Here is a 26,494-nt window from a genome sequence, read left to right on the forward strand (position 1 = left end):
ACCACTACTGTATATAATTACAGTTAATTTTATTAACGATCGGTGATTATATGGCGCGGGTTACTTGTCCAAATTGCGAAGCTAAAGCAACAATTACGTCACGCGAAAAGCAAAGCGCGCATGTTGTTAATTTATATTGCTCGTGTACAAATACAAAAGAATGCGGGGCTACGTTCCGTATTACCCAATCGTTTGATCACTTCTTAAACCCTCCAGTACAAAACACACAACAATTAGCCGCTGCACTTATTAAAAGTTTACCTCGAGAACAACAGCTAGAATTAATTGGTTTGTAAGGTAATATATTTTTGTACGTTTTGTATCAAACACTCTATTTCATTGTCTATCTGTTTTGCCGCCTCTATACCTTCCCCAGTAGTAACTATGCTAATATCCATATAGCTAAAGTCTCTTGGTCTCATATATTTTAAATATATTTTGCTTTCGTCAACCTTTTCCATAAATAGCTCTCTACGGTTATGAGAATCTCTGCCGCTATCGCTCTCCCTGATCGATTTAATATTTTCGTTGAAGTCTATTAAGCAACGTAATAATTTTGTTATTTCTTCAAACTCTTCTGTATGTTTTTTATTTACACATTCTAAGCTTCTAAGTATAAGGACTCTTTTAAAAAGTTCATTTGATAATTTCGTGAGATCTTTTTTACTTTCCTCAAAATCATTAAGCATAGTAGGGTCAGTTGGATATCCCCCACCTCTTATAAAAGCAATCATTTTGGCTGTTAAATGTGTTACATAAGGTATTTTATATTTCAGTTTGGGCAGGACTTCATTTTCTAGCTCTAGGACCCAACTTATTGAGATACTAACTTTATGCTCTGAACGGCTTTTTTTGTATGCGGCAATCGCATATATCAAACCACACAAAGTCAAAATCGTACTTATAATACTACTTACATTTGCCCAACTACTTAACATTTTGTACTTCCCGTACATGTGAAAGAAAAATAAAACCACAATAACCGTAAATATAAATGCAAATGTTAATATCATCCCATAGATAGGCCAATAAGGTGACTCAAGATCATCCATGAATTTATCTAGAAATTTAAACATCCCATTGAATCCATCTTTATAATTATTTATATATATCATTCAGGTGTATATAAAGTCTATGAGTTTCAGGCATAGGAAAGGCTGATATCACATGTCAGCCTTTTTTAAGATTTGAAGTTTTTAGCTATTAAATAGTAAGGTTTAAAATAGTCGCTTTTTGGATTTAAAAATTCCCCTTACATTTATCTACTTTTCAAAGTTCTCTTTCTTTTGTTAAGAATCTTTTTAGTTGCGTATATTGTCCCAGCTGTAATCGCAACGCCTGCTACCACCCCCACCAGATTTAAAAGACTATCAGAGCCATCCTCAGTAAGGTTTTTAAAAAAATCATCCTCATCCATATATAATTCATCATGATTGATACCCTCTTCATTACATAGTTCATCGATAGAAGAATATTTGCCACTATTCAACATATTGATAAATTCTGGAAACATTCTAGGTTCATCATCAGACATAAAGTCGTCATCTTCGTCATCAAACATTTTAGCTCCTAATTAATACAGCTTAAGTAAATTTTAAATCGTTTCTATACGATTTTAATAAAGATAAATTTAGCTTTAGTTCTCTTTTTTAACAAGAAAATAAAATTATACGAACACTTAAAGAAATTTGAATAGTCATTTTTTCTCCTACGCCATTAAATCCAGTGCCCACCAATCGTTGTCGCTGATTGCTGATGCGCTGCCTTGTTTTACTAAAGTAACTAGGTCCCAATCGCCAATAGTGACTAGGCCGTTTTGTATATGGGTATTATTTGGCGTGTTGCGCCCGCCAAGCTGCGCGTATTTATAAGCAAGCTCTACATACTCGCGGGCTTGTTGCCAATGGGCTTCAGTTATGTGCCAGCTACCTGCTTTTTGTGAATATGTTTTAGCCAATGACTCAATAGCTAAGCGCTGATCATGCTTTATTTGCTCATCAACATTTAAAACTTGAAGTTGGCCGTCTCGTATTTGATAAATTTGGCCGTTTCGGCTGATCCTTTTTCCGCTATTTAGATCCTTTATTACTTCATCAACGTCATTTTTTGAGGTACCCATCATATCGAGTAACAACTCAGCCCTAGACACTGCGGCTATAGGCGTACAGTTATTACCACTAGTCCAAGATAGGTCGGCTGCGCCGACGTTGGTGTTATCCTTAGCATTAAGTTTTTCGGCTGTGCCTTTGAGTTGCCTGGTCCATTCTACTAAGCGAGTTTTTAGGCTTGTCTCGGTGGTAACGTTATAAACATTGTTAATCATGCGATGAAGCTTTGATTCAATACTTACATTAGTACCAATACCTTTTATGCGGCGCACTACTTCAGCGTAGTCGTTGCCCATTATTGTGTCTTCGTACATTGATTTGAAATTAGCAGCACGGCCTATGCACATACCGCCTTGGAGTTTTACGTAGTCTTTCCAGTTGGCAGTATCTGCAGCGTGGCGAATAGGCTCTATGGTTTCGTCACTTATTGCTTTACCCTTCGGCATGCGGCGCAATTCACGATACACGGTAACGCTTGGCGAACCCTGAAATTGAAACTGACGAATGTTCCATGTGCTAGCCCAGGCTAAAACGGGGTTAGCTTGCTCTTGAAGGTTTTCGCCTGTTTCGGCATCTTCATGGTCGCTTAATTGGTAGCCATCAATATTTTTACTGATGTATTTAGCAATGTAGCTGGCTGCACTGCCCTTGCTTTTATCCATTTTTATGGCGTCAAAGCGAGGGCTAAACGTGCGATAAAACTTACTGGGTGCTTTGGCTTTTTTGCCTTGGCTTTTTTTAAGGCCCCACTCGCGGCGCTTTTGTTTGTAGGTTTTAAACAGCTCACTTTTTTTAGTGCCTGCGCGGTAGCTTACACATTTCTCTACAGTTTTAATGTGTGTGCCGTGGGTGTTTATATCTACCCATTCGTTTACTACTTTTGCGCGGGTTTGCACAGGGCCGTAATAATCGTAAAGCTCTGTTTTGTCTTCTTGAATAAAGTACCAACGCAAAATAGCGTTCACTTCTTGTAGTTTATTTTTAGGCATAAACAACATCATGTGCCAATGCGGGCAACCGTCGGCATGTGGCTCAACTACGCGCACACCAAAGTATTTAAGGCCTCGTCGGTTTAACTTAGAACGAGCACGCGCCCATGTTTGGGTTAGGTAATTTTGTGCATCTTTTGGGCTTTCGCCGTGCCATTTACTTGAGTTTGCATGAAAACGTGACGGGCACGTAATGGTGTAAAACACTCCTACATAGCCCATTTCGTCAGCTAACTCTTCGGTTTCGCGTATACGTAGCATTAACTCGTTACGGCGGTTGGCTGGGTTTGCCATGCCACTTTTTACTGCTTCTATCAAACTTATTACGTCGCCGTTGCTGCTTTGCAGTTCCATCATTTCTAGGAACTGGCGGCCACTGGCTTGGGCAAAGTTAAATTCGCGCTGTGCTTGTTTTGACGAGTAAGGGCTAATGCCACGGCGTTTAAACTTTTTGCTTTTTTTATCGTGGTATAAATCTTTGCCTACTTGGCCTGTGGCAATTTCTAGTAACTCTAAAAACTGGCGGCGAATAGTTTTTAATTGACGAGCCCACCATCTATCACACTGCATTTTTAGCAGTGCAATTTCGTAACACTCGGTTGGCAAGTTGTCGTCGCGCATGGCATAAAATGGCACATTAGCGCCTAGGGCTTTGGCATGCGCGGCTATTGCATCGTAGGTTAACGATATTATTTTTCCGTACGGTAGATGTTGGTTTTCTTCGCTTACATCAAGCGTTATTTGCACGCACTCCATAGCGAGTGTGCCTGCGTGTTTTTTGGTTTTTTCAATACTGCTTAAAATATGCCATGGCAATGGCATATTTTGAGTAATACTAAACAGTACGCCAAAGCGCGGTTTTAAACGGGCAATGGTGCGGCGTAACCATGTATTAGCACGGTATTGGCTACCCGCCTTTTTTTGGTTGTAACGGTCTATGTATTTACGGGCCATACGACTTTGCAAAGGCACCGGCACATTTTGCAAGCCACGCGCTAAAAAGTTGCGGTCGTCAATATCGCTAATAGACGAAATTAATCCCTTAGCTATACCAGATAGTCTAAGGGCTTGCAGGTCGAGTGGCTTAGGGTTAGCCATTTATTCGGTTAACTCTATTAACGTAGGTTCTCTATGAATTTGCGCGGCATCTAATGCTGTTTGCATTTGGTCGTAAACTGGCGCGTATTCAATGTGAGCAACTGCAATTAATTGCACCACTGGCATTAAGTCAGTTAGGCAGTTTTCACACTCCATAAGCATTGCAATAGTTGACCGTTTGTTTAAATTGCGAATAGTAAAGTTGGCTTGGTCTATAGCATGTTCAACAATGTTTTTAACTAATTGCTGATTTTTAGATAGATCTTGGTCTTTGATTGTGTTCATTTTAGTAGTCCTTTGGGATTAAATTATTGGTGTAGAGTTACTGAGAATGTGTGGCTGTGTGCGTAGTTTCATTACTTCACTACTCCAAGCGCCGAGAATATTTTTCGGAACTCGTCGGTTCTATTGCCAAGGTAAGTAATAAAACAGCCTTTGGGTGCGCCTTTTTTTACATTGCCTTGTGCATCATTAAAGTGCGTACGACCATCAATAAAGCAGCTTAAGCCTGCGTTTAATAACTTTTGGCACCATGCCTCTGAGCTATTAACAAAGGTAATGTTCATTGCTTCTTTAAAGTTACCTTGCGCATATTGGTCTAAGTAATAGTCAATCCAATCGCCGTTGCTGGCTATGTCTTCGGTAATGCAGTGGCCGCGATACTTACTGTAAGTCGGGTCGTTACATATTTTTTTAACACACTTTGGCTTACATGCTATTTCACCTTTATTGAATGGGTGATTTAACCAAACAGTATTAGCTATCCAATTTCTTGTTAATGCATCGTCTTCTTTAGTTAAGTAACACGTCGCTTTTACTGACTCGTTAGCCACTGCGCAACTTGCAGGGTCTAAACCAATAACCGAAAACATTTGGTGCACATACTTCAAAACTTTAGTAGGCGTGTAAAACTCAACATTGCCACTGTCTTGATTGATTAGTTGATCAGGTGTCATGGCTGATCCTTAGTGTGCTTGTTCTATTTTTTGAGTGTTTTTAGCAATGCTAAAATCTCGTTTTTGTAAAAAGCGGCTTGGCGTCATCGCATTAGCATCAACAAAGGCGGTTACTATTTCTTGAAGCTGCAAAATAGCTTGGTGTATTTTAAGGCGTTTATCACGGTCAAATTGGTGATAACTCCTTTCCAAATCATTTTTAGATAGGCCTGCCGAATAACACACAATTATTTGCTGCGGCTTACTCAAGTGCGTATACACATATTCAGCGGTATGACGATCGCTGTTAAAAAGCCCCTTAATCTCAGTAAGTCCTTTTGGTGTTGGTTTTACATCAACAACTTTTAACTGTGTTTTTTCAGGCTGTTTATTTACGTCTGTAATACCGCGATTTTTTGCAATTTCTAATGCTGCATTTGCCATGGTTTTCTCCTAGTTGTTTACGCTTTGTTGGTGCTGTGTTCTAAATTTAATTAGCTCGTTTAAGCGATAATGATTAGTTTTGCCAAACTGAATTGATTTAGGAAAATCAGACAACTTCGACAAAATCCAAAACTTTTTACGCGCACATCCTAATACCTCGCATGCCTCAACGGTGCTAACTAGGCGGTCTTTTTGCTCTTCAAGCTCAGTGCGTAGTTGGTTGTTTTCTTGTAGTAGTGCAAACAGCACAGCTTTAGCATCTGGATGAATATCTAATAAAATAATTTGTTGTTCAGTGCTCATGCTGCATCTTCCTTTTTGCTTTTTTGATGATCGGCTAGTAAATCGTTTACCGATATTTCACCGTTAGTTAGTTCTGAAATACGTGGAATGTATTTCGCTGGAGCTTGGCCATGCCGGCTAACCCAGTGATGGACTACTGATTGCTTAGTACCTAGGACTGTGGCGAGCTTGGTTTGCCCACCAATTATTTTTACTGCTTTATCTATGGCTGACATTTTAATCTCCGATAGCTGCTAACCACTTTTATCTATATTACAATCTCTTTTATTGGTTTGTAAACCACTATATGTTGTATTAACGAAAATAAAACCAATAAAAGCGATTTGACTAAAACCACTTAAAGTTGTGATAATCTAAATTAATCACACTTAAAGTGTTAAAAATAAATCTTTTGGAGATAATATGGACATTGCTAATCGTGTTAAAAAGCTAAGGAAAGCACTAGATTTGACTCAGCATCAATTAGCTGAATTGGTTGGTGTTGCACAAAATTCGATTCAAAAATTAGAGAAAGGCGATACTAAAAACCCACGTAATATAGAGTCATTAGCGCGCGCACTCCAATGTACACCGGAATATTTACGCTTTGGTATTGGTGAGAACAATAGTAGTAACGTTTCACCAGGGCCAACAATCAAAGCCACCGCCCCACTTATCAGCTGGGTGCAAGCCGGTGCTTGGTCAGAAATAAGTGAAATTAAAGCTTATGACGCAGAGCGTTTTATGTGTCCTGTTAATTGCAGCGACCTAACTTTTGTTTTAAAGGTGCAAGGCATTAGCATGGAACCAAAGTTTGATGAGGGTGATTTAATTTTTGTAGACCCTGAAGCCGAATGCATCCACGGTTCGTACGTAGTAGCCCGCCTAGACGACGATAACCAAGCCACTTTTAAACAGCTCATTATCGAAGGTGGCCACAAGTTCCTAAAAGCCGCCAACCCCAACTGGCCAGAGCAACTAATACCTATCAATGGTAATTGTACATTAGTTGGAAAAGTTATATTTACTGGTAAGTCGCTTTAATATTATCGAATATCTGACACAAAAGAGCCCGTATTTACGGGCTTTAAATAACTTATCAATAAATTTTTTACGCTTTCAAGAGCATTATTAGAGTCGTAAGGTATTACACATACAATGAAGCTGCTCTATCACTTGATTCACTGTTATAACAGATGAGCACCATTTTATTTCTTTTTTAAGCAATACTCGTTACCTCTAATAATTTTGTAAACATTTTAAGCCTATGTCCAGCCTTTTTGTATTTGCATTTTTTGATGCATTGAAAAACTGTTCTCCCTTTTTATGGAAAAAGATATAAGCTTTGAATCTTACTTTTTTCCTATACTTGCAATCCATAACCTCCATGAAAAGTGCACGCATAAACATAAAAACAAGTAAAACTCACAAAAAAGTAAATTTAGTGATAAAATGACGCAATAAAAAGCAAAAAGAGTAAATTGTGAAATACTACACTGAAATATCAAAAATAGTGACGGGTGCGCTATCAGGTGATCGAAAACTAGTTATATCCTACTCAGAGCTTCTTTGTGAGAAACTACGAAGTGATGGTGAAACTCATGCCTCAGAAGGGTTGCAAAAGAAATTATTAAGCATCAATACGCACAACACAAGTACACAATCTATGTTTTCTCGTCCTATTCCTGTTGAGAAAGACAGCCGCTTTTCTTTAGCTGATAAGACATATCCAACATTACAAGATAAAATAATATTTTTACCTGCGCACGACCAAAAAACAATAGATTCTTTTATTTCGTATATTAATAATAAAGAACAACTGAATGCTTTAAATATTCCTATTAACCCAACTTTACTGCTGCACGGAATACCCGGTACAGGAAAAAGTAAATTAGCCGGGAGTCTTGCTGCTCATCTAGGTTTACCGTTAGTGACAGCTAGAGCTGATGCATTAATATCATCATATTTAGGTTCGACATCTAAGAATATTAGATCTTTACTTGAATATGCCAGTTCTGAGCCATGCGTATTATTCCTTGATGAGTTTGATGCAATTGCAAAAGCAAGAGATGATAAAAACGAGATTGGAGAGCTAAAACGTGTTGTTGTAAGTTTATTACAAAACATTGATAACTTAGGAGATACAATTTTAGTTGCCGCAACTAATCATTTTCACTTATTAGACCCTGCAATAGATAGGCGCTTTCACTATAAAATGGAATTAAAAGCTCCCATTGATTACGTTCGATATCAACTTTTTTCAAACCTACTTGTGCAGTTTGAATTTAATGAAACTAACATTGAAGCATTTGTTACTTTGAGTGATGGTTTAACTGGTGCTGAAATAGAGATAATCACTTATGATTATCTGAGGCAAACAGTCATTAATAACAATAATATCAATGCTGTTGAGCTAATGCGTAAAATTTTACAAGGTCGTTTCAACTGGTTAAACTTTAGTATAGAAAACCGCTTAACTTGTATGAAAAAATTACAAGAATATGATAATAAATTATTTACCAAAAAATTTATTAGCTTACTATGGGGTATGTCACAAAGTAACGTATCAAAGATATTCAAGGAAGATAAGTAATGCCGAATAATTATAATCCTATAAAACACATAAATTTCTCTGAAGATGATCACTTTAAACCTGAGACCCATGGCGGAGGTAGCTCAAAACCACATAAGCCAGTGACAAATAAGTTTATAACAAAAGTACTAGATTCTATTAAAGAGTTAACTAGAGTTAGAAACTTTGAAGTAAGTACAACTATTGCGGTAATTGAGTTGGAAAGTAAAGCAGTTGCAAAGAGTCATCGCCCAACATCTATATTCAATGATAAAACTTGCCCTTTTTTTGGTGATGTCGGATATGCGAAACATTTAATTCAAATAACCCCAAATGGTCTTTTAGCTTTAGAAAAAAAAATCACTCAACGAAACTCTAAACAAGTAATTAAAGATATATCTGCAATAAAATCTATTAGTCCTTATAAAATTGATATTAATGCTAACCCAGATGTAAAATCATTAAGTATTCGATTATTCCGATTTAACTCAGCAGAGAAAAATAGAAAGCTTGATAATGAATTTGAACGATTTTTAAACAACTTCCAATGCGAGTGGAAAAAGCATGCTTCTAATGTAGTAAGGTTATACAAAGTATCCGGAGCGACAAAAGAGATACTAGATTCTTTACCAGAGTTTGCTGGTGTCCAAAGTGTAATTTCCAGTAAATGTATTCAACTTAAGCCAATGACAAAAGAAAGGTTTGGAGTTGTACGTCCAACAATGAATCCACCACTACAAAATCATGATTATCCTATTGTAGCTGTTGTTGATAGTGCTATAAGTAATTGTGCACCTATATCTGATTGGGTTGTTGACAGAAAAATTTATGTACCTATCGCTTATAAAAATGATGGGCATGGAACTTTTGTCGGTGGCTTGGTAACTAATAGTTTCAACTTAAACGATGGTGACAAACGATTTCCACTTTGCCAATCAAAAATATTTAGTGTTGAAGTACTCGGTAACGATATTGGAGATATTCATGAGATCATTCAGGCCATGCATGAGGTTGCGAGTGAAAACCCTTTAATTAAGGTTTGGAATTTATCTTTAGGTGGAGACGTACCTGTTTCAAAAACTGAAATTTCGACTATGGCCATTATGCTTGATGAATTTCAAGATAAATTTAAATGTCTATGTGTAGTTGCAGCAGGAAACTATGAAGACGGTTTAAGAAAGTGGCCACCTGAACAAGATCTAAACGATGGCATATCAAGTCCTGGAGACTCAGTTCGCGCTTTAACAATTGGATCTGTTGCTCATACAAATGGCTTTGTAAAAGACTTAGAACCATCCCACTTTAGTAGAAGAGGTCCAGTCTCAAATTACGTCCAAAAACCTGAGTTAGTTCATTTTGGTGGTAATGTTATAATGAATGGAGGACAACAAGTTATACTTGGTGTCAACTCTATTGATGCAAATGGTAACGCACATCACGACATTGGTACGAGCTTTTCAACCCCTATTATATCTTCAATCGCAGCAAATTTATTCGATAAGATAGGTGAAAAATCAAGTCCTAGCCTGATAAAGGCTCTGATCATTCATAATGCAAATTTAAACAATGATATAGAGAATGAATATAGACCATATTTGGGTTGGGGGAAACCGCAAGGCAGTCTTGATATACTCTCTGTACATGACTACGAGAGCACTATGATTTTTGAAGGTTTAGCACAAAAAAGCTTTGAGATTGAAAAGTTGCCTTTTCCTATTCCAAACTGCTTACGCACACCTGATGATAAAGTAAGAGCTGAATTTTTTATTACACTTGTTTACCACCCTGAACTTGATCCTCAAAAAGCCTTTGAATATTGTCAAATTGATATAAATGTTGGGTTTGGTAAGTTCGAAAAAGGTAAATTTAAATCAGAAATCCCTCGAGAAAAAGAAAAGCATTTATTTGAAAAGGATTTAGTGAAAAACGGTGATAAATGGTCTCCTGTTAAGGTATATAAAAAACGGTTCCCGCAAGGCGTTAATATAAAAGATTGGAAGCTTAGAGTTTCAGTTATGGATAGAGATGGGTATGAGGCTGAGGGTGTACTAATTCCCTTCTCAATAGCCTTGACTATTAGGGATATAGATAAAGAAAAACCCGTTTACAATGAAATGTCTCAATTAATGGACCAATATAACTGGGAAGTATCAGACTTAGCTATTGAGAATAGAATTCAGATTTAACCGAACTCATATTTTTCACACGTATTATTTTTGGCTTGACCTTCAACTCTTCATTTTTGAAAGCATCTTCATGAGTTAAATCGTGGAGATGCGCGTGCACTATTTCCCTCAAAGGTAATCCTACAATGAACTGATACCACGACTCATATAAATCAGGCTCTTTCACTAAAGCAGTTTTTGCTTGCTCTGAGGAAAGCCCACCCTCAATTAGCTTATTTGTAGCATCCACTTTATTCTGCTCATTTATTAAACTAACCACATCCTCGTATGGTGTCACTTTTATCAACGCTAAATCCGTATCAGATCTATACCCACTCAAAACGGGCAAAATATAAACGTCCGATGTATCAACTTTTGCTTGGGCTTCGTAAATATAACCTATATAAACTTTCCTATCTGACATGGTAAATAAAACAGGTAAACCTTTTTTAATTGAATAGCCAAACAACCTTGAAAAATCAGGGCTATCTGCATCCTTGAGAAACTCATCTTTTAGCAGTCCTGCACGATTTTTAAATAGATAGTACACACGCGGTAAAATTATGCTAAATAAAAATGTGAGGATACTTATATCAAATAAAGCAACCGTTTCAGTATCGATATTTTTGAGCAAAAAAGCATTTTCTAAAAACCAATAACCAAGATCAAATGTAACTTGAAAATGTTTACCAATCATGACTATTGCTAAATATACCAAAGCAGTTAAGCCAAAAATAATTAGACCTAATAAGGTTGATTTAAAAAAGGTATGATATCCACTACTTCGCTGTAATGAAAAGTGAGTTTTATGCCAATGGGTTAGTATGCTATACCCTGAAATTCCTAAAACAAATAGAAGTAATACTGTAGGTTTTATCATTTTTCATACATAAAAAAAGCACCTTTTGATGCTTTTTTCTCTTGTTAAGATACTACTTGGGATGATTTTATAGCAGCTGTGAGTTGAGCTTTAACTACATCACTTTTTCTTAAAGATTTCATATTGACCCTAAAAACATCAGTTCCAATCATATCAACTTCAAGTTCATTTTTTTTTAGTTCAGAGATAACTTTATCTACTGCTTTTTCAGTTTTAGTCTTATTGGACGACTTAAAAATGCTAAATATATTCATGATAAGCCCTCTATCTATGGTAGTAAATGGTATTAAACTGCTAAAAGTTATAGTAGATAATAATAGTTTATTGACGAATATGTCAATAAATTTGGTGTCTACATGATTCTTATATTGTCTTTACTGTTCTTATTACGTAATTTTAGTGTATGTTAAAACAGCCAATTACTTGAGGTAACTCAATTAATTAACTTTAAAAATGGCTTATCTTTTACAATCACTTTTGTCTTATCTAATTTGTTAAGCTCATTCGTATTTGTGTTTAATAAAGTAGCTTCAACCTCAAACACGGCTCTTTGGTTTTGCTTATTAACACTCAGAACCTTAACCTTTGCGAATGTTTCTGCCTGAACTGAACGTACAAGCGCTTCACCTTCAACATCACCAAATATAGAAAAGTTAGCATTATTCTTTGATTTTGATATAAGCTCAACACCCTGCTTTATATCTTTCTTTTTTATAGCAAATGCATGAAAGTCGTTGTCGTTTTTACCAAATGAAATTACTACTGATTCATCTAAACCCGATATATAGTCTACCTTTGACACATCGACATGAATCATTTCTTGCTGCTTTGTATAAATGGTTGAAACAACAGATATCACAAGAACTATTAAAAAAATAATTATCTTCATAGTCCCTCTTCAAGAATAAATAAAATCATAAAGTAATTCTATTATAGCTATACTTATCATAAAGGTGGTATTTCTAAACTTATAATTTCATTGGTTTATTGCTTACATGAAAGCCTACTGGTAAGGTCAGAAAAGAGTTATATTTAACTTATTATTATAAATTTATAATGTACTGGATAATTAATGACACTAGAAATTCAGCCGGGCTCAGTTTTAAATAATAAAGAATTGTGTGAGCTATTTGCTTGTTCTCCGCAAGGGGGGATGAGGCGTTCTCATCAATCTAATACGTTAGTTATTGTCTCAAACCATATTAAATCTATATACGATGATCGTTGGGAAGGTGATATTTGCCATTATACTGGAATGGGTACCACTGGTGATCAAAGTTTAAATTTCGCTCAAAACAAAACACTTTCTGAATCTAATGATACCAGTATCACTGTTCACCTTTTTGAAGTTTTTGTTGATAAAGAATATATTTATATTGGTATTGTTCAATTAGCTTCAAAGCCTTACTTTGAAAAACAACCAGATCAAAATGGTCTATCTAGAAATGTTTGTGTATTCCCACTCAAGCTTAAAGGTAATGAATCGCCCCCAATTAATAAAATTTATTTAAGTAAAGTTTTTGAAGCAAAGACTAAAAAAGCTAAAAGACTGAGTGACGAAGAGATTGAGCGTAGAGCAAGAAACGTCAGAAAGAATGTAGGTAGTAGAAATGTGATTATCCAGCAACACGAACGCAACCCTTGGGTTGCTGAGCATGCAAAAAGATTGGCGAAAGGGTTTTGTCAGCTATGCAATCAACCGGCACCTTTTAAAAACAAATCGGATGAACCGTATCTAGAAACTCATCATATTATTTGGCTCGCTAAAGGTGGTGAAGACACCATCGCGAATACAGTAGCTCTTTGCCCCAACTGCCATAGAAAAATGCATATCCAAAATGAGAAAAAAGATATACAAAAATTACAGCAGTTATGTAAAGGTAATTAAAAACTGCCAGGGTATTTTTAAATTTATATACTAAGGTTGATTTATAATTTTTTGGTTTCTATATTCTTAATAATTAACATAAAACTATCAATAAATTCTCCATTTCAAACATACCCGAATCCCATGTGTTCATATTGATCCGGGTGTGTTTGTTGAAACAAGGAAATCAGATTCAACTTTCTAAAATGTGTTAGTCTTCAGTTGATATTTCGAAGCTAGGGGCCTCTGATTCACACCCGTTAGGTATTTTGATATATTCAACATCGTCTATTTCAGCATGTGTTTCATAGCCAGATGTTCTAGCTGTTACGGACCACTCAAAATCCCCATGTTCAGTATTCGCTTTATAGATATCATGCATAACAGTATCATTAGGCTCTTGATAACCACTACTAGGCTCATCTCTGATATCACGTTCTTTAAGAGTAATCTCGTTGATTTCGAAAGACTCGTCTCTGTAAACGTACTCTACTGATTTGCCATCCCATTCTATTGACCAAGCCATGGACATTCCTATGTTATATTTATTAATTTGAACTAGTATTTATGGTAGCTGTATTTCAAAATTCAAGTCAATAATGATAAATAAAAATTCACTTCATACAACTATATCTATTTACAATAGAGGTAACATACTATTTCCATATTAAAATGTTTCAGTTTGATTTCAGTAGCCACTTGGTCGAACGAATAGTTAATTGTTCTTTCACTTTCAAATTAACTATTTAACAGCTCATTTTTTATTGCCGTATTTACAAGTGAACAATAAAGCTCATATCCCTCTGACTGCTCTTTTATCCAATCGTGTTTATTATATACGGCCATAACTCCGCGCATTGTATGGCCTAGCATTTTCTCGGTTACGTGTGGTGCTACGCCATTTTCGCTTAATAGTGTTGATATTGAACGGCGCGCATCATGTGGTAGAAATTTAGGCATTTTGTATTTTTCAAACAAGTGATCCCACATTCGACAGCAATAGCGATTAATACTGTGGGTGGTCATTGGTTTGTGTGGATTACCGCCTGGTATTAAGTAACCTTTTCGCCCATAAACCATTGCTAGTGTGTCTAATATGCTTTTCATCTTGGCTGAAATTGGCCTGCGGATTGCTTTATTTGTTTTTGAGTTTTCGGGCGGTACAGTCCAAATATTGTTGTCAAAGTCAAAATGCTCCCACTTAGCTAAACGAACTTCTGATTGCCTTGCACCTGTTATATAAATTAACTGTAAGCATGCTTTAGTCGCGGGAGTTGCTTTTGAGCTTTCTATTTGTATCCAAAGCTTTGCAATTTCATCAAAGCGCATAACTCGCTGGCCAACTGATGCTTGTTCACCGATATCATTTACATTTAATGTAAGCACAGGGTTAAATGGTTTTACTTCCCCTCGCTTTTCAGCCCAACCAATAATCGACTTAATACGTACTAGTATAGTACCGGCTGTTTTAGCACTGCCTTGTGCTTTTACTTCATCAAAATATGTTATCCAATCCTTAATGGTCATTAAATCAAGTGGCATGTTTTTATCATTTAGGATTGGCGCAATCCATTTACTAACTTGGTTTGTGTATAAAATTTGTGTTTTTTCTTTTAGGTCGGGTACTTTTTTATCTAGCCACGTTGCAGCAACTTCTGCCATTGTAGGCAAGCCCTTGGCATTGTTACGCATAAGCTTGAGTTCTAGCCGTGGGTCTTTACCCTGGCTTAACCAATTTTGAAAAAGCGGTATGTAGTCTTGTGCTTCTTTAATGCTTAGCCCAGGATAACGCCCTAGCGTAATAATTACCTGCTTAGCATCAACACGACAACGGTATTGCCAAGTTATAGTCCCCTTAGCTGATACCCTTACACTTAAACTATCTCTATGCGATAATACGCACGGTGTTTGATTTTTACCTAGCAGCTTTCTTAATTTGGTGTCACTGATCGCCATTTAATTTTTTATACACAGTTAGCAAAAAATTTATACACAATACTATACACACCATGCGCCAATTACAAGAAACTCGAAAATACAAAAAGAAACTGAGTAGCGCTAATAACCCGTAAATATAAAGGGCTAAGACATAGAATGAATAATGAAAGCTATCAAGAGAATCAAGCAACAATCTACTGGCACGACTACGAGACTTGGGGGGCAAGCCCGCAAAAGGATAAGCCGAGCCAATTTGCGGGTATTCGTACCGATCTTGATTTAAATATTATTGGCGAGCCGCTTATTGAATATTGTAAGCCGCAAGCGGATTACTTGCCTCATCCTGAGGCGTGCTTAATTACAGGTATTACGCCACAAGTGGCAATGAAAAAAGGCTTGGTTGAAGCTGAGTTTATAGCAAAAATTCATGCCGAATTTAGCGTGCCAAACACCTGTGTTGCCGGTTATAACAGTATTCGGTTTGATGACGAAGTAAGTCGCTATAGCTTTTACCGTAACTTTTACGACCCATACGAGCGTGAATATAAAAACAATAACAGCCGATGGGATATTATAGATTTAGTACGTGCTTGTTATGCGCTGCGCCCTGAAGGCATTGAATGGCCGTTAAAAGAAGACGGCAGCCCAAGCTTTAAGCTAGAGCATTTAACCGTAGCCAATGGTATTGAACACGCTGCAGCGCACGATGCACTAAGCGATGTAACCGCCACTATTGCACTAGCTAAACTAATAAAAGAAAAACAACCAAAGCTGTATAACTTCTTTTTTGGGCTGCGTGGCAAAAAAGCCCTTGCTGAATTGGTTGATGTATTTAACATGACGCCGCTGGTGCATACCACGTCGCGCATACCTGCAACACAAGGCTGTACAAGCTGGGTTGCACCAATGAGCTTTCATCCGGTAAATAAAAACGCGGTTATTTGTTTTGATTTAACTCAAAACCCGCAAGTACTCATTGATTTAAACGTAGAAGAGTTACGCAAACGTTTATACACAAAACGTGTAGATTTAGCCGAGGACGATTTACCTGTTGGCTTAAAACTAGTGCATTTAAACAAGTGCCCTATTTTAGCCCCAGCTAAAACATTATTGCCTGAAAACGCCGCGCGCCTTGGGATTGACCGTGAGCAATGCTTAGCTAACTTAGCTATTTTAAAAGCCAATACCGACCTTCGTGATAAAGTAACCGAAGTGTTTAACGAGCAAGGCGATTACAGCGCAACCACTAACGTTGACTACTTACTTTACGATGGGTTTACAAGCCATGCTGATAAAGCTAAGTTTGCGATTATTCGTGATGCAAAACCAGATGAATTGGCTGGATTGAAGTTAGACTTTGAAGATAAAAAGTTTAATACATTGTTGTTTAGATACCGCGCCCGTAACTGGCCTGAAACGCTAAACCAGCAAGAGCTTGACCAATGGCGCCAGTATTGCCAAAACAAGTTAATGCACGGAGAAGATCAACCGTCGATTAATGCACAAGACTTTATGATTACCCTTGAAAACCTAGCGCATGAACATGACGAAAGCGAAAAAAATCTTACAATTTTAAAGGCGTTGTATAACTACGCACAAAGCATGTAATTTGGTTTAGACGTACTTATACAACGCATATAAAAGCGCGACGCTATAGTAATTTAAGCGTCGCGTTTTTTGTTTGAATTTTTATGGGCTTTGCCCATCACGCAAGCAAGCTTCGCGTCTACAGCGTTACTTTTTATGCAGTGCTTCAATGCGTGCTAGTAAGCTTGAGGTGTCGTATCTGCCGCCGCCAAGTGCTTGTACGTCGGCGTAGTATTGATCGACCGTTGCGGTCATTGGTAAAGTAGCGCCGTTGTTTTTAGCTTCATCGAGTGCAATACCTAAATCTTTACGCATCCAATCTACGGCAAAACCAAACTCATATTCACCCGCCCACATTGTTTTGTAGCGGTTTTCCATTTGCCACGAACCGGCTGCGCCTTTAGATATTGTTTCTATTACTTTTTCACCATCAAGCCCAGCTTGCTTGGCAAAATGTAAGCCTTCGGCTAAACCTTGCACTGCGCCAGCAATACAAATTTGATTAACCATTTTACAAAGTTGTCCCGAGCCAACGCCGCCTAACAGTTGGCTAAAACGACTAAACGCCGCCATTACTGGCTGCACTTTAGCAAATACGGCTTCGCTGCCACCCGCCATAACCGTTAATACGCCGTTTTCGGCGCCAGCTTGTCCGCCCGATACAGGCGCATCTATAAAGTCGATATTTTGCAGAGCCGCTTTTGCAGCCACTTCACGTGCTACTTCAGCTGAGGTTGTTGTGTGATCAACCAAAACGGTGTGCGGTAACATGCCCGCTAACACCCCGTCGTCGCCATACACTACTGAGCGTAAATCGTCATCATTACCAACACACATAAATACAATGTCGGCATTGCTGGCAGCTTCGCGCGGGGTTGATGCAAAGCTTCCTGAATGTTCTGCAGTCCACGTTTGAGCTTTAGCTTGAGTGCGGTTATAAACGCATACGCTGTGCCCTGCTTTTGCTAAATGCCCCGCCATTGGGTAACCCATTACGCCTAAACCTATAAATGCGACTTTCATTGACATAAAAATGACCTATTTAACTGATAACTTAGAAACTAGACCTCGATTATGTCAACCGGTCGATAAAAAAGCGAATGAAAGTCTTTATAAAATTTCCTTAACGGGAAAGGTAAGTAGGTAACCTATGGACAGTATTTATCAATTTAATGCACCACTTTATAACAGCGAAAATTTTCCTCTTAGCCAGTTACAGGGCAAAACCGTCCTTATTGTTAATACAGCGAGTAAGTGTAATTTTTCGGTGCAATTAAGTGCGCTTGAAAAACTATATCAAGAATATAAAAGTAGCGGATTTACAATATTGGCATTTCCGTGTAACCAGTTTGGCCAAAATGAGCCGCTTGATAATTTAGCCATAAAAGACTTTTACCAAGATCAATTTAATATCTCGTTTGAGGTATTTGGTAAGGTAATGGTAAACGGGCCAGAAACACATCCGTTGTTTAATTATTTAAAGTCGCATACGCGGGGTATTTCGCAAAACCGTGCAATTAAGTGGAATTTCACTAAGTTTTTAATTAACTCACAAGGGCAACTTGTTGCACGCTATGCACCACGTACTAAGCCCGAAACACTTAAACAAGTAATAGAAAGCAACCTACTGCAAGCCGCAAAGTTAAGCGCAGCAAGAGGTGGTAAAAAGGTAGCATCAAAAATACCTTTGTTTACGCCAGCTAAGGCTTAATTTAAATCAATAAAATGCGTGTTACTAAAGCACAGGTTTATAAAGTAGTTTATTGTATTGATACTTATTAAGCGTTGAGGCTATTACCATGAATATTGCTTTTTTTAGTACTCAAAAGTACGAACTGCCTTTTTTTGAACAAAGTACACACGATCACCGTGATATTAAAATAACGTATTTTGAGCAATCCTTGAGCGAACAAACGGCTATTTTAACAAACGGGTTTGATGCCATATGCGTATTTGTTAACGACACCGTAAACGCCACTGTTATTGAACAACTGGCAAGCCAAAGCATAAATACTATTTTACTGCGTTGTGCAGGATTTAATAATGTTGATTTACCTGCAGCAAAAGCACATAAAATTAAAGTATTACGCGTACCGGCTTACAGCCCTGAGGCCGTAGCCGAGCATTGTATTGCACTTATGCTAACGCTTAGCCGTAAAACCCATAAAGCGTATAACCGCGTACGCGAAGACAACTTTGATTTAAACGGGCTACTAGGCTTTAACTTGCACAATAAAACCGTGGGTATTGTAGGTTGCGGTAAAATTGGCCTTGCGCTGTGTAACATTTTAAATGGCTTTGGCGCTAAAGTATTAGTGTGCGACCCATACGCACAACCTGGCAATTATACAATTACCGATATAGACACCTTACTTAGCAAAAGCGATGTGATTTCTTTGCATTGCCCATTAACGGAACAAACTCATCATTTAATAGATGATGAGGCATTTAGTAAAATGAAAACCGGCGTTATGCTTATTAACACCTCTCGCGGGGCACTGCTTAACAGCAAAGCGTGCATTAATGCACTTAAAACTAAAAAATTAGGCTACTTAGGGCTCGACGTTTACGAGCAAGAGTCGGAGCTATTTTTTAAAAACCACAGTGACGAAATAAACCAAGACGATATATTTTCGCGCTTAGTGAGCTTTAAAAATGTATTAGTAACGGGGCATCAGGGCTTTTTTACCCAAGAAGCACTCACCGAAATAGCAAACACAACGCTACTTAACGCGCTTGAAGTAAGTGAAGGTAAACCTTTAACTAATGAGGTTTTATAAAGACATAAGCTATACCTAAATTACAGGTATAAAAAAAGCGAAGTGCGTTTTAAACTCACTTCGCTTTATTAATCTATTTTTAGGGTTTAGATAAAATTATCCAAAGGCAACGTTTGCAAATACTAAGGTCATTAATAATGGGCAAACAAAACGAATATACTGAGCAAACCAGTAATGTACGCCTGTTGTTGCTTGGTGTAATTTATTACCACGCTGCCACATCCACCCTACTGTAATAAAGTAAAATAAACCCATAAGCGGTAATTGGTATTGAGTAAATAGCATAATAACTAAGCCAAATAACCAATCAAAATTTAGTATAATTGCGCTTGCACACACAAGTACAACGGCGCTCACTGCCCATGTTGCTTTGGTGCGACTAACGTTATGGTTTTCGACTAAAAACGCTACCGGAATTTCAGTAGTCGATATAGTTGACGTAACCGATGCGATAGACATTAATACAAAAAACAATAAACCAACTAATAAGCCAATTTCGCCCATGGTGCTAAATAGCTCAGGTAAAATAGCAAAAATTAGCTGCCCTTCGCCAATCAATTTACCGCCACTAAATACTTCAACACCGTTGTGCTGCGCCACATAAATAGCAGGAATAATGAGTAACCCAGCTAAAAAAGCAACGCCAGTATCAAGTAGTGCAACACCTGCTGTGAGCTTTGGTAAATTAGCATCTGGCTGTAAATACGAGCCATAAATCATCATACAGCCCACACCTAGTGAGAGCGAAAAGAATGCTTGACCCATTGCGGCAATAATTAAATTAGGGTCGAGTATTTGGCTAAAATCAGGAATTAAATACGCGGCAAAACCTTCGCTTGCGCCTTCTAGTGTTGCAATGTAGGCAATTAAACCAACAAGCAATACGAGTAGCAGTGGCATTAAACGGCGCGACCAGGTTTCGATTCCCGATTTAACCCCTTTTAAAATAATACTGGCAGTTAAAATAAGCATAAGCGGCGTAAATACAAAATTACGCAGCACTGAGTCGCTATGTAAAAATTCGCTTGCGCCTGTGAAACCTAAAAAAGTTGTTATGGGTTCAATAGCGTACGAGAGCATCCACCCTGCCACTATTGAATAAAAACTTAGCATAACAACTGCGCCTGCAAGGCCTATGTAACCGGCTGCTGCACCTACTTTACGGCTAGTGTTTTGCCATGCGTCGCCCAATGCTTTTACCGGGTTAGCTTGTGCTTTGTGACCTAAATAAAGTTCGGTATACAGCGCAGGAAGCGCAAGTAAAAATATAACAATAAAATAAACCAGTAAAAAAGCACCGCCGCCATGGTTGGCCGCTTGCGTAGGAAAACCCCAAATATTACCCAAACCCACTGCTGCGCCAGCAGCGGCTAAAACAAAACCAAGTCGGCTTTGAAACCCATCACGCACTTGTGCCATACATCTACAAATCTGTTATTATTTTGATTATTGTGAATTAAACCATATTTCATGCCAGCTGAGTAATAAAATTGTACCCAGCCTTTGTTAGTGGCGCTAACCGCTCACAATATCAGCGACTTCTTTTGCTTTAGGGCTTTTATGACTGAACACTATTTTAAAAACGCCTTGAGTATTACTTCAACTCAATTGGCAAATTTGTCTTTAGCGAGTAACAGCATTTTATTATTTAATGCTAAAACACTTGAGCTTAGTGACTTTAATTTGCCCGATTGCTTAAGCCCGTTTGAGTTAAACATTATAAACCGCCGTAAAAGCCCACAAGCTAAGCAAGAGTATTTAGCGACGCGGTTATTGTTAAAACACCTTATTAAAGTAACGCAGCCGCAACATGCTCACGTAGCCCTTAATAAAATGAGTACCGAATTTGACGAAGCAAGCTCAAAGCTGCAAGTACATGTAAGTGGTGGTGTTATAAATACCTGTATTTCACACTCGCATGGTTTAGTTGGGGTCGCGCTAAATTTTGATAGAAGTGAGTTTGGTTTTGATATTGAAAAAGTAAGCCTAAAGCGCCCGTTTGAAAAGCTCGCTAAGCATTTTTATCATAATGATGAAATTACACTTATCACTGAGCCTACTAATACCCAAGTCCAAGCAGATACATTTTTTAGAATTTGGACATTAAAAGAGTCACTTGCTAAAGCCACCAGCCGCCCTATTGCAAAATTACTTAGCCCTAATGTGTTTGACGAATTAAATAGTGCAAAGCTGAGTGCTTGCAGTAATCGCGTTACTGTAGTTGATAGCAGTGACAGTAATGCTTGTTTTGATGTGAGTGTGGTGCATAAAAAAAGCACCGACTGGCGATGCTTTTTATTAAATGACTTTATTAACTGATTTTACTAGTTAATTTCCCTGAATAACGATTACTTACGCAGCAAAATCATTTTCTAATAAACGGCTATGAATAGACTGTACTACGTTATCTGACTCAGTTTGCTCTACTAAAAAGCACAGGTTGTGCTTACTAGCACCGTGACAAATTAATCGAATGTTAAAGTCTTTTAGTACACTCATTAAGTTCATTTCGTGTTGGCGTAATTGAATCTCAGAGCCAATAAGTGCCACCAATGTTAGGTTGTTTTCTACCGAAACATGACAAAACTCTGCAAGCTTATCTAGGCATTCTTGATCAAGCTCTGGGCGCGAGGCGTTTTGCGCGTTATCAAGCGTTATAGCTACACTGATTTCTGATGTGGTTACCAAATCTACCGATATATTGTATTCACTTAATAGTGTAAATACGCGTGCTAAAAAGCCGCTTGCTAGTAGCATTTCTGGGCTTTTAAGCGTAAGCAATATTTGGTTTTTACGTTGCGTTACTGCGCGTATACCTGGTTGCTGCGATTTTTCGCGCTCAATCCACGTACCGCCACGCTCTGGCTCGCGGCTAGAACCTACAAACACGTTAATGTGGCTACGGCTTGCTGGTAAAATAGTTGCTGGGTGTAATACTTTTGCGCCAAAGGTTGCCATTTCAGCGGCTTCGTCAAAACTTAAGCGTGCAATAGGCGTCGCTTTTGCGCACAAACGCGGGTCGGTGCTAAAAATACCCACTACATCGGTCCAAATATGCACACTTTTAGCGTTAATTGCTTCAGCTAGTAATGCAGCGCTGTAGTCAGAACCACCACGCCCTAGCGTTGTGGTTTGACCGTATTCGTCACTACCAATAAATCCCTGAGTTACAATTACTTGAGCGTCTAACAGCGGAATTAAATGTTCTTTAGCGGCTTGCGCTGTGGCTGCAACATTGGGCGTTGCTTTGCCAAATTGACTGTCGGTTTTAAGCACCTTGCGCACATCAAAGCGATCGGCATTTAAACCTTGTAAACGCAGTACCTGAGCAAACAAATACGACGATAAACGCTCACCAAAGCTAAGTAGCTCGTCGTGTTGCTGATCGGTTGTTAGTGGCTCTTGAGCCAATGTTTGAAATGCTTTTAGGGTTTCGTTAAAGCCAACCGCTAAATCGGCATCTAGCGATAATTCATCTAAAATAGTTTGTTGAATAGCAAGAACGCCGTTTATGTGTTCTTGGCGCTCACTAGGAGTAATGCTTGATTTACACAGTGCAACTAAGTGATTAGTTACGCCGGCACTGGCGCTCACGGCAACAATACGTACGCTTTTATCTGCAACAATAATTTCGCTACAGCGACTCATCGCTTCAAAATTTGCAACACTGGTTCCGCCAAATTTGGCAACGATGTAATCTGATTTTGCGCTTAACTCTGTTTGAGGCACTGTTTGTGGCGCTGATACGGTAGTCATTTAGTCTCCTTTCGCGGTATCCAAACCGCAATAAAACAAGAAGAACTTGGCAAAGGAATGCTTGAAGATAAGTCCACTGCCAGAAGCTCTCCACCTATATTGGTGACAGTTTTGAGGATTCAGCCCCATAAACCGAAAAACAATGACGACGTACCATTATTTTCCTCGGCGAGTACTTCCCTCCTTAATGATCATCGGCTTTCGTCGCCTAACATTAAGTACCTAAGTATCGCACCTCTTCTGAATGCTTTATTAACCAGTGGCTAATAAAACAAAACCCCACTAAGTAGCGGGGCTTTGAAAGTTATCGTTTAGACGTCTAGCTGTCAAGCATTTAATAATTTATGAGTTAAATAAAACTGCCCATGTAATACGAGCCCGCATATCCAACCGTGTAACAAATTAATAAATGCAGCGATAAACGCAAGTAGCTCATAAAGGTAAGCGCTTTAACTTTGCTCATGGCAATAATGCCCGCAGCCGAACCAATAATAAGCATTGAACCGCCCACCCCCGTTGCATACGTAAACGACAACCAGTGTTGTTGGCTCATTACTATATTGGCTTTTAATAATGCAGCGGTAAGCGGTACGTTATCGACCCCTGCTGATAATATGCCCATTAAGTAGTTTGCGTATTCTGGTGCCATTACCGTGTATAGGTCGGTAAATTTACTCAACATACCAATTTCTTTAAGTGCGCCAACAAGTAAAAGTACACCTACAAAAAACAATAATGTGTCGTATTCTATATCGCGAACAAAATCGATTATGTCTTTGTTTATGTCTTTTTTGCGCATTAAAAATTGCGCCACTAAAAACATCACTGATAAGCCAAACAAAAAGGTTAATAAAGGCGGTACGCTGTAAATTACACTCAACGTAAGTGTGCTCACTACGGTAGATAAAAATATAACAGCAATGGTTATGTCGGTTTTTTCAATGCGGGTTTTACCTGCACTAGCAAACTCAACACGCCCTTTCATACCTATAGACAGTAACGCAGCAAGCAGCATAACGCTTGCAAGTGCTGGCGCTATAAGTAGTAATAAATGAGCAATGGTTACTTTGCCATCTAAAAATATCATTAGTGTGGTTACGTCACCTGTTATTAGCGATACCCCACCTGAGTTCACTCCAAACACAATAAGCGTGGCGTATTTAACGAGCTTTTTAGGTTCAAGCTTTAACGACATAACAACCGCAAGCGATATAAGCGTCGCTGTTACGTTATCTGAAATCGACGAAAACAAAAACGCAAAACCACCCACCAAAAACATGAGCTTTTTTTCGCTAATACTTTTTGGCATAACACGGTGCACAATATTTTCTATAAACCCCTTTGAATTTAAATACGCGACAAAGGTCATTGCAGCCATTAAAAATAGCCATAATGAGGCAATTTCTAAAATATTTTCATTTAAAAGATGTTGAATCGTATCGGGGCTTTGCCCGTGTAGGGGGTATATAAAAAGAAGAATCCAGCAAAGCGTACCAAAAAACAGCGTGGTTTTAGCTTTATTGACATGGATTATATCTTCTATAACGATCAGTAAAAATGCAATCGCTATCAGGGTTAGAATAATCGAGGAAACCATGGTAGTTAAACAACCTTTGATATAGTTTTAAAGAACACACAAATAACATTCCATTTCATGTGCCTATTTTCGGCGCGAATTTTAGCACTGCCTCTATGCAAAAACTATTATTAAATGGTCTTAAAAACGAATACTATATACAGACAAGGTTAATTAAAAATACGTAATAATGAGTCTTCTAAAATAACTCAATAATAAAATACTAGGATGTTGTAACCCCTTATGATCCCAGCTAAAAAGCTGCTAAACACCATAACCGAACATTGGGGTGTATTAGAGCTATTATTTAAACGTTTTAAAATGGCTGACTTTAGCCTAAAAGACGTACAAAACGCGATTAAGCAAAAGCAGCCTACGTGGTCAAACGAACGCATTTATAAAGAAACAAATCGTTTGTTAAACCAAGATATTTTAATTCCACTGGCTAAATCCTCTCAGCTTGAAATAAATCGTGCTATTGCTGATTTTGCTACTTTTTTACTGCAAGAAGAGCATTTAGGTTTAGCGCAAGAAATTAGCGTATTAGTAGAGGACCTTGCTCGTTTAGGTAACCGCCTAGATAACGCTGGCGAAATAGAAGACTTTGACGACTTACGACGCTACAGCCGCATTATGGATGATCGGGTGCGTAAAATAATGAAGCTCTATACGCACAACGAAAACGCTATTTTAAACATTGTTGAACAAGCCAAATCAAATAATACAGTGCAATCGCTGCAAAAGCGTTATAAAGCGGTAATAGAAGCCTTTGACGAATACATAGAGCCAATGCTTGAAATGGTTGATATTCGTGGTGAGTTTCATGCATGTTTTACCCTCATTGAAGAGCAAATAAGTAAGCAAATACTGCACATTGAGCGCTCAGGTAAAGCGTATAACGACAAACGTATGCTGGAGCAATTACGTACCCGTATACTCGAAATGCATTTAATGGGCCGAGAAAGCTTACGTAAAAGTGCCGATATGCTTATGCCACTGCGCGAGGAGCTACGCCGTAATAACTTAATTACTCGCCAAGCAGCCAAAGTACTTGGGCTTGTGCGTAAAAATGGCGTAGACAATATGCTAAGTGCTGTGCAGCCGCATTTTGTAAGCGACGCACAGCGATATTCGCTTGGTCAGCAACGCCATATTGTGGCTTACATGGCAAGCTTGGTTGAATTTGAACACGAAGAATACCAATTGCCTGACCAGCAAGACGTGCCTGCATTTGTTACGCCTAATATTCCTGACTACAACGATGTCAAAACCAGCTTTGCTAAGCGCTTTAATAAAAAACGCAAAAAGCCGCAGCCCTTGCTGCAATTTTTAGACGAAAGCTATCCAGATCTCGATGCCGATGAAATGCTATTTTTGTATCAAAAATTGGTCAGCGACAGCGATATTAAAATAATTCAAAGCGATGAAAAAGCCCGCGTAAAAATTGCCGGTCAGCACTTTTCTTTATATCCATTTAATTCAGAGCCTCAGCCAGATTCAAAGGCAGGTAAATAAAC

General features: G+C 38.2%; 27 protein-coding genes and 1 riboswitch. Of the genes, 10 read left to right on the plus strand and 17 right to left on the minus strand.

Annotation, left to right across the window (positions count from 1 at the left end; genetic code table 11):
* The first annotated feature begins 50 nt into the window (after positions 1-50).
* On the plus strand, positions 51-296 hold the full coding sequence (locus H5115_RS10380) for an ogr/Delta-like zinc finger family protein (RefSeq protein WP_182755125.1): 246 nt from the start codon (positions 51-53) through the stop codon (positions 294-296).
* Here the strand turns inward: H5115_RS10380 and H5115_RS10385 are convergent.
* The 8 genes from H5115_RS10385 to H5115_RS10420 all read right to left on the minus strand — a co-directional run bounded on the left by H5115_RS10385 (position 282) and on the right by H5115_RS10420 (position 6,092).
* On the minus strand, positions 282-1,076 hold the full coding sequence (locus tag H5115_RS10385; RefSeq protein ID WP_182755127.1) for a hypothetical protein: 795 nt from the start codon (positions 1,074-1,076) through the stop codon (positions 282-284). The two genes, H5115_RS10380 and H5115_RS10385, sit on opposite strands and share 15 nt — an antisense overlap.
* 182 nt (positions 1,077-1,258) lie before the next feature.
* Positions 1,259-1,561, minus strand: a complete 303-nt coding sequence (locus H5115_RS10390) for a hypothetical protein (protein WP_182755129.1) — start codon at positions 1,559-1,561, stop codon at positions 1,259-1,261.
* 147 nt (positions 1,562-1,708) lie between these two features.
* Positions 1,709-4,195 carry a replication endonuclease gene (locus tag H5115_RS10395; RefSeq protein ID WP_182755131.1) on the minus strand — a complete coding sequence of 829 codons (2,487 nt, stop codon included), beginning with the start codon at positions 4,193-4,195 and terminating at the stop codon, positions 1,709-1,711.
* A complete protein-coding gene (locus H5115_RS10400; RefSeq protein ID WP_182755133.1) occupies positions 4,196-4,480 on the minus strand; it encodes a hypothetical protein in 285 nt (94 codons plus the stop codon). It lies immediately after the preceding gene.
* A gap of 71 nt (positions 4,481-4,551) precedes the next feature.
* Positions 4,552-5,151: a DNA N-6-adenine-methyltransferase gene (locus H5115_RS10405; RefSeq protein WP_182755135.1), complete on the minus strand. Its 600-nt coding sequence runs from the start codon at positions 5,149-5,151 to the stop codon at positions 4,552-4,554.
* Between the two features lie 9 nt (positions 5,152-5,160).
* Positions 5,161-5,574, minus strand: coding sequence for a hypothetical protein (locus tag H5115_RS10410; RefSeq protein ID WP_182755137.1), 414 nt, complete (start codon positions 5,572-5,574; stop codon positions 5,161-5,163).
* A 9-nt stretch (positions 5,575-5,583) separates the two neighbouring features.
* Positions 5,584-5,877, minus strand: a complete 294-nt coding sequence (locus H5115_RS10415) for an AlpA family transcriptional regulator (RefSeq protein ID WP_008135661.1) — start codon at positions 5,875-5,877, stop codon at positions 5,584-5,586.
* A complete protein-coding gene (locus H5115_RS10420; protein WP_004587558.1) occupies positions 5,874-6,092 on the minus strand; it encodes a YdaS family helix-turn-helix protein in 219 nt (72 codons plus the stop codon). Before H5115_RS10420 ends, H5115_RS10415 begins: the two co-directional genes overlap by 4 nt.
* Positions 6,093-6,279: 187 nt before the next feature.
* On the opposite strand from H5115_RS10420, the gene H5115_RS10425 reads away from it, so the two are divergent.
* The 3 genes from H5115_RS10425 (at position 6,280) to H5115_RS10435 (ending at position 10,614) form a co-directional block, all read left to right on the plus strand.
* Entirely contained in the window at positions 6,280-6,900 is a 621-nt protein-coding gene (locus H5115_RS10425) for a LexA family transcriptional regulator (RefSeq protein ID WP_182755139.1), read from the plus strand.
* Positions 6,901-7,339: 439 nt separating this feature from the next.
* Positions 7,340-8,449: an AAA family ATPase gene (locus H5115_RS10430; RefSeq protein ID WP_182755141.1), complete on the plus strand. Its 1,110-nt coding sequence runs from the start codon at positions 7,340-7,342 to the stop codon at positions 8,447-8,449.
* Positions 8,449-10,614 carry a S8 family peptidase gene (locus H5115_RS10435; RefSeq protein WP_182755143.1) on the plus strand — a complete coding sequence of 722 codons (2,166 nt, stop codon included), beginning with the start codon at positions 8,449-8,451 and terminating at the stop codon, positions 10,612-10,614. Before H5115_RS10430 ends, H5115_RS10435 begins: the two co-directional genes overlap by 1 nt.
* Here H5115_RS10435 and H5115_RS10440 read toward each other — a convergent pair.
* The 3 genes from H5115_RS10440 to H5115_RS10450 form a co-directional block, all read right to left on the minus strand.
* On the minus strand, positions 10,589-11,473 hold the full coding sequence (locus H5115_RS10440; RefSeq protein ID WP_182755145.1) for a hypothetical protein: 885 nt from the start codon (positions 11,471-11,473) through the stop codon (positions 10,589-10,591). The two genes, H5115_RS10435 and H5115_RS10440, sit on opposite strands and share 26 nt — an antisense overlap.
* Before the next feature lie 44 nt (positions 11,474-11,517).
* The gene (locus tag H5115_RS10445) at positions 11,518-11,727 is read right to left on the minus strand and encodes a hypothetical protein (RefSeq protein WP_182755147.1); all 210 of its coding nucleotides are present in this window, start codon (positions 11,725-11,727) and stop codon (positions 11,518-11,520) included.
* Positions 11,728-11,906: 179 nt separating this feature from the next.
* On the minus strand, positions 11,907-12,362 hold the full coding sequence (locus H5115_RS10450) for a hypothetical protein (RefSeq protein ID WP_259396380.1): 456 nt from the start codon (positions 12,360-12,362) through the stop codon (positions 11,907-11,909).
* Between the two features lie 183 nt (positions 12,363-12,545).
* Here H5115_RS10450 and H5115_RS10455 point away from each other — a divergent pair, with 183 nt between their 5' ends.
* Positions 12,546-13,361 carry an HNH endonuclease signature motif containing protein gene (locus H5115_RS10455; protein ID WP_182755149.1) on the plus strand — a complete coding sequence of 272 codons (816 nt, stop codon included), beginning with the start codon at positions 12,546-12,548 and terminating at the stop codon, positions 13,359-13,361.
* 190 nt (positions 13,362-13,551) lie between these two features.
* On the opposite strand, the gene H5115_RS10460 is transcribed toward H5115_RS10455, so the two are convergent.
* Both H5115_RS10460 and H5115_RS10465 read right to left on the minus strand, forming a co-directional pair.
* Positions 13,552-13,872 carry a hypothetical protein gene (locus H5115_RS10460; protein WP_182755151.1) on the minus strand — a complete coding sequence of 107 codons (321 nt, stop codon included), beginning with the start codon at positions 13,870-13,872 and terminating at the stop codon, positions 13,552-13,554.
* A 206-nt stretch (positions 13,873-14,078) separates the two neighbouring features.
* Positions 14,079-15,296 carry a site-specific integrase gene (locus H5115_RS10465; protein ID WP_182755153.1) on the minus strand — a complete coding sequence of 406 codons (1,218 nt, stop codon included), beginning with the start codon at positions 15,294-15,296 and terminating at the stop codon, positions 14,079-14,081.
* A 138-nt stretch (positions 15,297-15,434) separates the two neighbouring features.
* On the opposite strand from H5115_RS10465, the gene sbcB reads away from it, so the two are divergent.
* Complete coding sequence (gene sbcB, locus H5115_RS10470; protein ID WP_182755155.1) at positions 15,435-16,886, plus strand: exodeoxyribonuclease I; 1,452 nt, start codon at positions 15,435-15,437, stop codon at positions 16,884-16,886.
* 126 nt (positions 16,887-17,012) lie between these two features.
* On the opposite strand, the gene H5115_RS10475 is transcribed toward sbcB, so the two are convergent.
* On the minus strand, positions 17,013-17,894 hold the full coding sequence (locus H5115_RS10475) for an NAD(P)-dependent oxidoreductase (RefSeq protein ID WP_182755157.1): 882 nt from the start codon (positions 17,892-17,894) through the stop codon (positions 17,013-17,015).
* Positions 17,895-18,015: 121 nt separating this feature from the next.
* On the opposite strand from H5115_RS10475, the gene H5115_RS10480 reads away from it, so the two are divergent.
* Together H5115_RS10480 and H5115_RS10485 are read left to right on the plus strand one after the other, a co-directional pair.
* The gene (locus H5115_RS10480) at positions 18,016-18,576 is read left to right on the plus strand and encodes a glutathione peroxidase (RefSeq protein WP_182755159.1); all 561 of its coding nucleotides are present in this window, start codon (positions 18,016-18,018) and stop codon (positions 18,574-18,576) included.
* 88 nt (positions 18,577-18,664) lie between these two features.
* On the plus strand, positions 18,665-19,645 hold the full coding sequence (locus H5115_RS10485; RefSeq protein ID WP_182755161.1) for a 2-hydroxyacid dehydrogenase: 981 nt from the start codon (positions 18,665-18,667) through the stop codon (positions 19,643-19,645).
* A 96-nt stretch (positions 19,646-19,741) separates the two neighbouring features.
* Here the strand turns inward: H5115_RS10485 and H5115_RS10490 are convergent, their stop codons facing one another.
* On the minus strand, positions 19,742-21,064 hold the full coding sequence (locus tag H5115_RS10490; protein ID WP_182755163.1) for a sodium-dependent transporter: 1,323 nt from the start codon (positions 21,062-21,064) through the stop codon (positions 19,742-19,744).
* A 141-nt stretch (positions 21,065-21,205) separates the two neighbouring features.
* On the opposite strand from H5115_RS10490, the gene H5115_RS10495 reads away from it, so the two are divergent.
* Positions 21,206-21,964, plus strand: a complete 759-nt coding sequence (locus tag H5115_RS10495; protein ID WP_182671699.1) for a 4'-phosphopantetheinyl transferase superfamily protein — start codon at positions 21,206-21,208, stop codon at positions 21,962-21,964.
* 33 nt (positions 21,965-21,997) lie between these two features.
* Here the strand turns inward: H5115_RS10495 and lysC are convergent, their stop codons facing one another.
* Entirely contained in the window at positions 21,998-23,401 is a 1,404-nt protein-coding gene (gene lysC, locus H5115_RS10500; protein WP_182671698.1) for a lysine-sensitive aspartokinase 3, read from the minus strand.
* Positions 23,402-23,476: 75 nt separating this feature from the next.
* A riboswitch (Lysine riboswitch) is annotated at positions 23,477-23,649 on the minus strand.
* A 101-nt stretch (positions 23,650-23,750) separates the two neighbouring features.
* Complete coding sequence (nhaD, locus tag H5115_RS10505) at positions 23,751-24,998, minus strand: sodium:proton antiporter NhaD (RefSeq protein WP_101217585.1); 1,248 nt, start codon at positions 24,996-24,998, stop codon at positions 23,751-23,753.
* Between the two features lie 222 nt (positions 24,999-25,220).
* Here nhaD and H5115_RS10510 point away from each other — a divergent pair, with 222 nt between their 5' ends.
* Entirely contained in the window at positions 25,221-26,492 is a 1,272-nt protein-coding gene (locus H5115_RS10510) for a hypothetical protein (protein ID WP_182755165.1), read from the plus strand.
* Positions 26,493-26,494: the final 2 nt, after the last annotated feature.

The sequence above is a fragment of the Pseudoalteromonas sp. SR44-2 genome (assembly GCF_014163745.1).
Lineage (GTDB): Bacteria > Pseudomonadota > Gammaproteobacteria > Enterobacterales > Alteromonadaceae > Pseudoalteromonas > Pseudoalteromonas distincta.

Coding starts and splice junctions, on each gene's coding strand:
- H5115_RS10380 (WP_182755125.1), top strand. CDS start 51: ATGGCGCGGGTTACTTGTCCAAATTGCGAAGCTAAAGCAACAATTACG.
- H5115_RS10385 (WP_182755127.1), bottom strand. CDS start 1,076: ATGTTTAAATTTCTAGATAAATTCATGGATGATCTTGAGTCACCTTAT.
- H5115_RS10390 (WP_182755129.1), bottom strand. CDS start 1,561: ATGTTTGATGACGAAGATGACGACTTTATGTCTGATGATGAACCTAGA.
- H5115_RS10395 (WP_182755131.1), bottom strand. CDS start 4,195: ATGGCTAACCCTAAGCCACTCGACCTGCAAGCCCTTAGACTATCTGGT.
- H5115_RS10400 (WP_182755133.1), bottom strand. CDS start 4,480: ATGAACACAATCAAAGACCAAGATCTATCTAAAAATCAGCAATTAGTT.
- H5115_RS10405 (WP_182755135.1), bottom strand. CDS start 5,151: ATGACACCTGATCAACTAATCAATCAAGACAGTGGCAATGTTGAGTTT.
- H5115_RS10410 (WP_182755137.1), bottom strand. CDS start 5,574: ATGGCAAATGCAGCATTAGAAATTGCAAAAAATCGCGGTATTACAGAC.
- H5115_RS10415 (WP_008135661.1), bottom strand. CDS start 5,877: ATGAGCACTGAACAACAAATTATTTTATTAGATATTCATCCAGATGCT.
- H5115_RS10420 (WP_004587558.1), bottom strand. CDS start 6,092: ATGTCAGCCATAGATAAAGCAGTAAAAATAATTGGTGGGCAAACCAAG.
- H5115_RS10425 (WP_182755139.1), top strand. CDS start 6,280: ATGGACATTGCTAATCGTGTTAAAAAGCTAAGGAAAGCACTAGATTTG.
- H5115_RS10435 (WP_182755143.1), top strand. CDS start 8,449: ATGCCGAATAATTATAATCCTATAAAACACATAAATTTCTCTGAAGAT.
- H5115_RS10440 (WP_182755145.1), bottom strand. CDS start 11,473: ATGATAAAACCTACAGTATTACTTCTATTTGTTTTAGGAATTTCAGGG.
- H5115_RS10445 (WP_182755147.1), bottom strand. CDS start 11,727: ATGAATATATTTAGCATTTTTAAGTCGTCCAATAAGACTAAAACTGAA.
- H5115_RS10450 (WP_259396380.1), bottom strand. CDS start 12,362: ATGAAGATAATTATTTTTTTAATAGTTCTTGTGATATCTGTTGTTTCA.
- H5115_RS10455 (WP_182755149.1), top strand. CDS start 12,546: ATGACACTAGAAATTCAGCCGGGCTCAGTTTTAAATAATAAAGAATTG.
- H5115_RS10460 (WP_182755151.1), bottom strand. CDS start 13,872: ATGTCCATGGCTTGGTCAATAGAATGGGATGGCAAATCAGTAGAGTAC.
- H5115_RS10465 (WP_182755153.1), bottom strand. CDS start 15,296: ATGGCGATCAGTGACACCAAATTAAGAAAGCTGCTAGGTAAAAATCAA.
- sbcB (WP_182755155.1), top strand. CDS start 15,435: ATGAATAATGAAAGCTATCAAGAGAATCAAGCAACAATCTACTGGCAC.
- H5115_RS10475 (WP_182755157.1), bottom strand. CDS start 17,894: ATGTCAATGAAAGTCGCATTTATAGGTTTAGGCGTAATGGGTTACCCA.
- H5115_RS10480 (WP_182755159.1), top strand. CDS start 18,016: ATGGACAGTATTTATCAATTTAATGCACCACTTTATAACAGCGAAAAT.
- H5115_RS10485 (WP_182755161.1), top strand. CDS start 18,665: ATGAATATTGCTTTTTTTAGTACTCAAAAGTACGAACTGCCTTTTTTT.
- H5115_RS10490 (WP_182755163.1), bottom strand. CDS start 21,064: ATGGCACAAGTGCGTGATGGGTTTCAAAGCCGACTTGGTTTTGTTTTA.
- H5115_RS10495 (WP_182671699.1), top strand. CDS start 21,206: ATGACTGAACACTATTTTAAAAACGCCTTGAGTATTACTTCAACTCAA.
- lysC (WP_182671698.1), bottom strand. CDS start 23,401: ATGACTACCGTATCAGCGCCACAAACAGTGCCTCAAACAGAGTTAAGC.
- nhaD (WP_101217585.1), bottom strand. CDS start 24,998: ATGGTTTCCTCGATTATTCTAACCCTGATAGCGATTGCATTTTTACTG.
- H5115_RS10510 (WP_182755165.1), top strand. CDS start 25,221: ATGATCCCAGCTAAAAAGCTGCTAAACACCATAACCGAACATTGGGGT.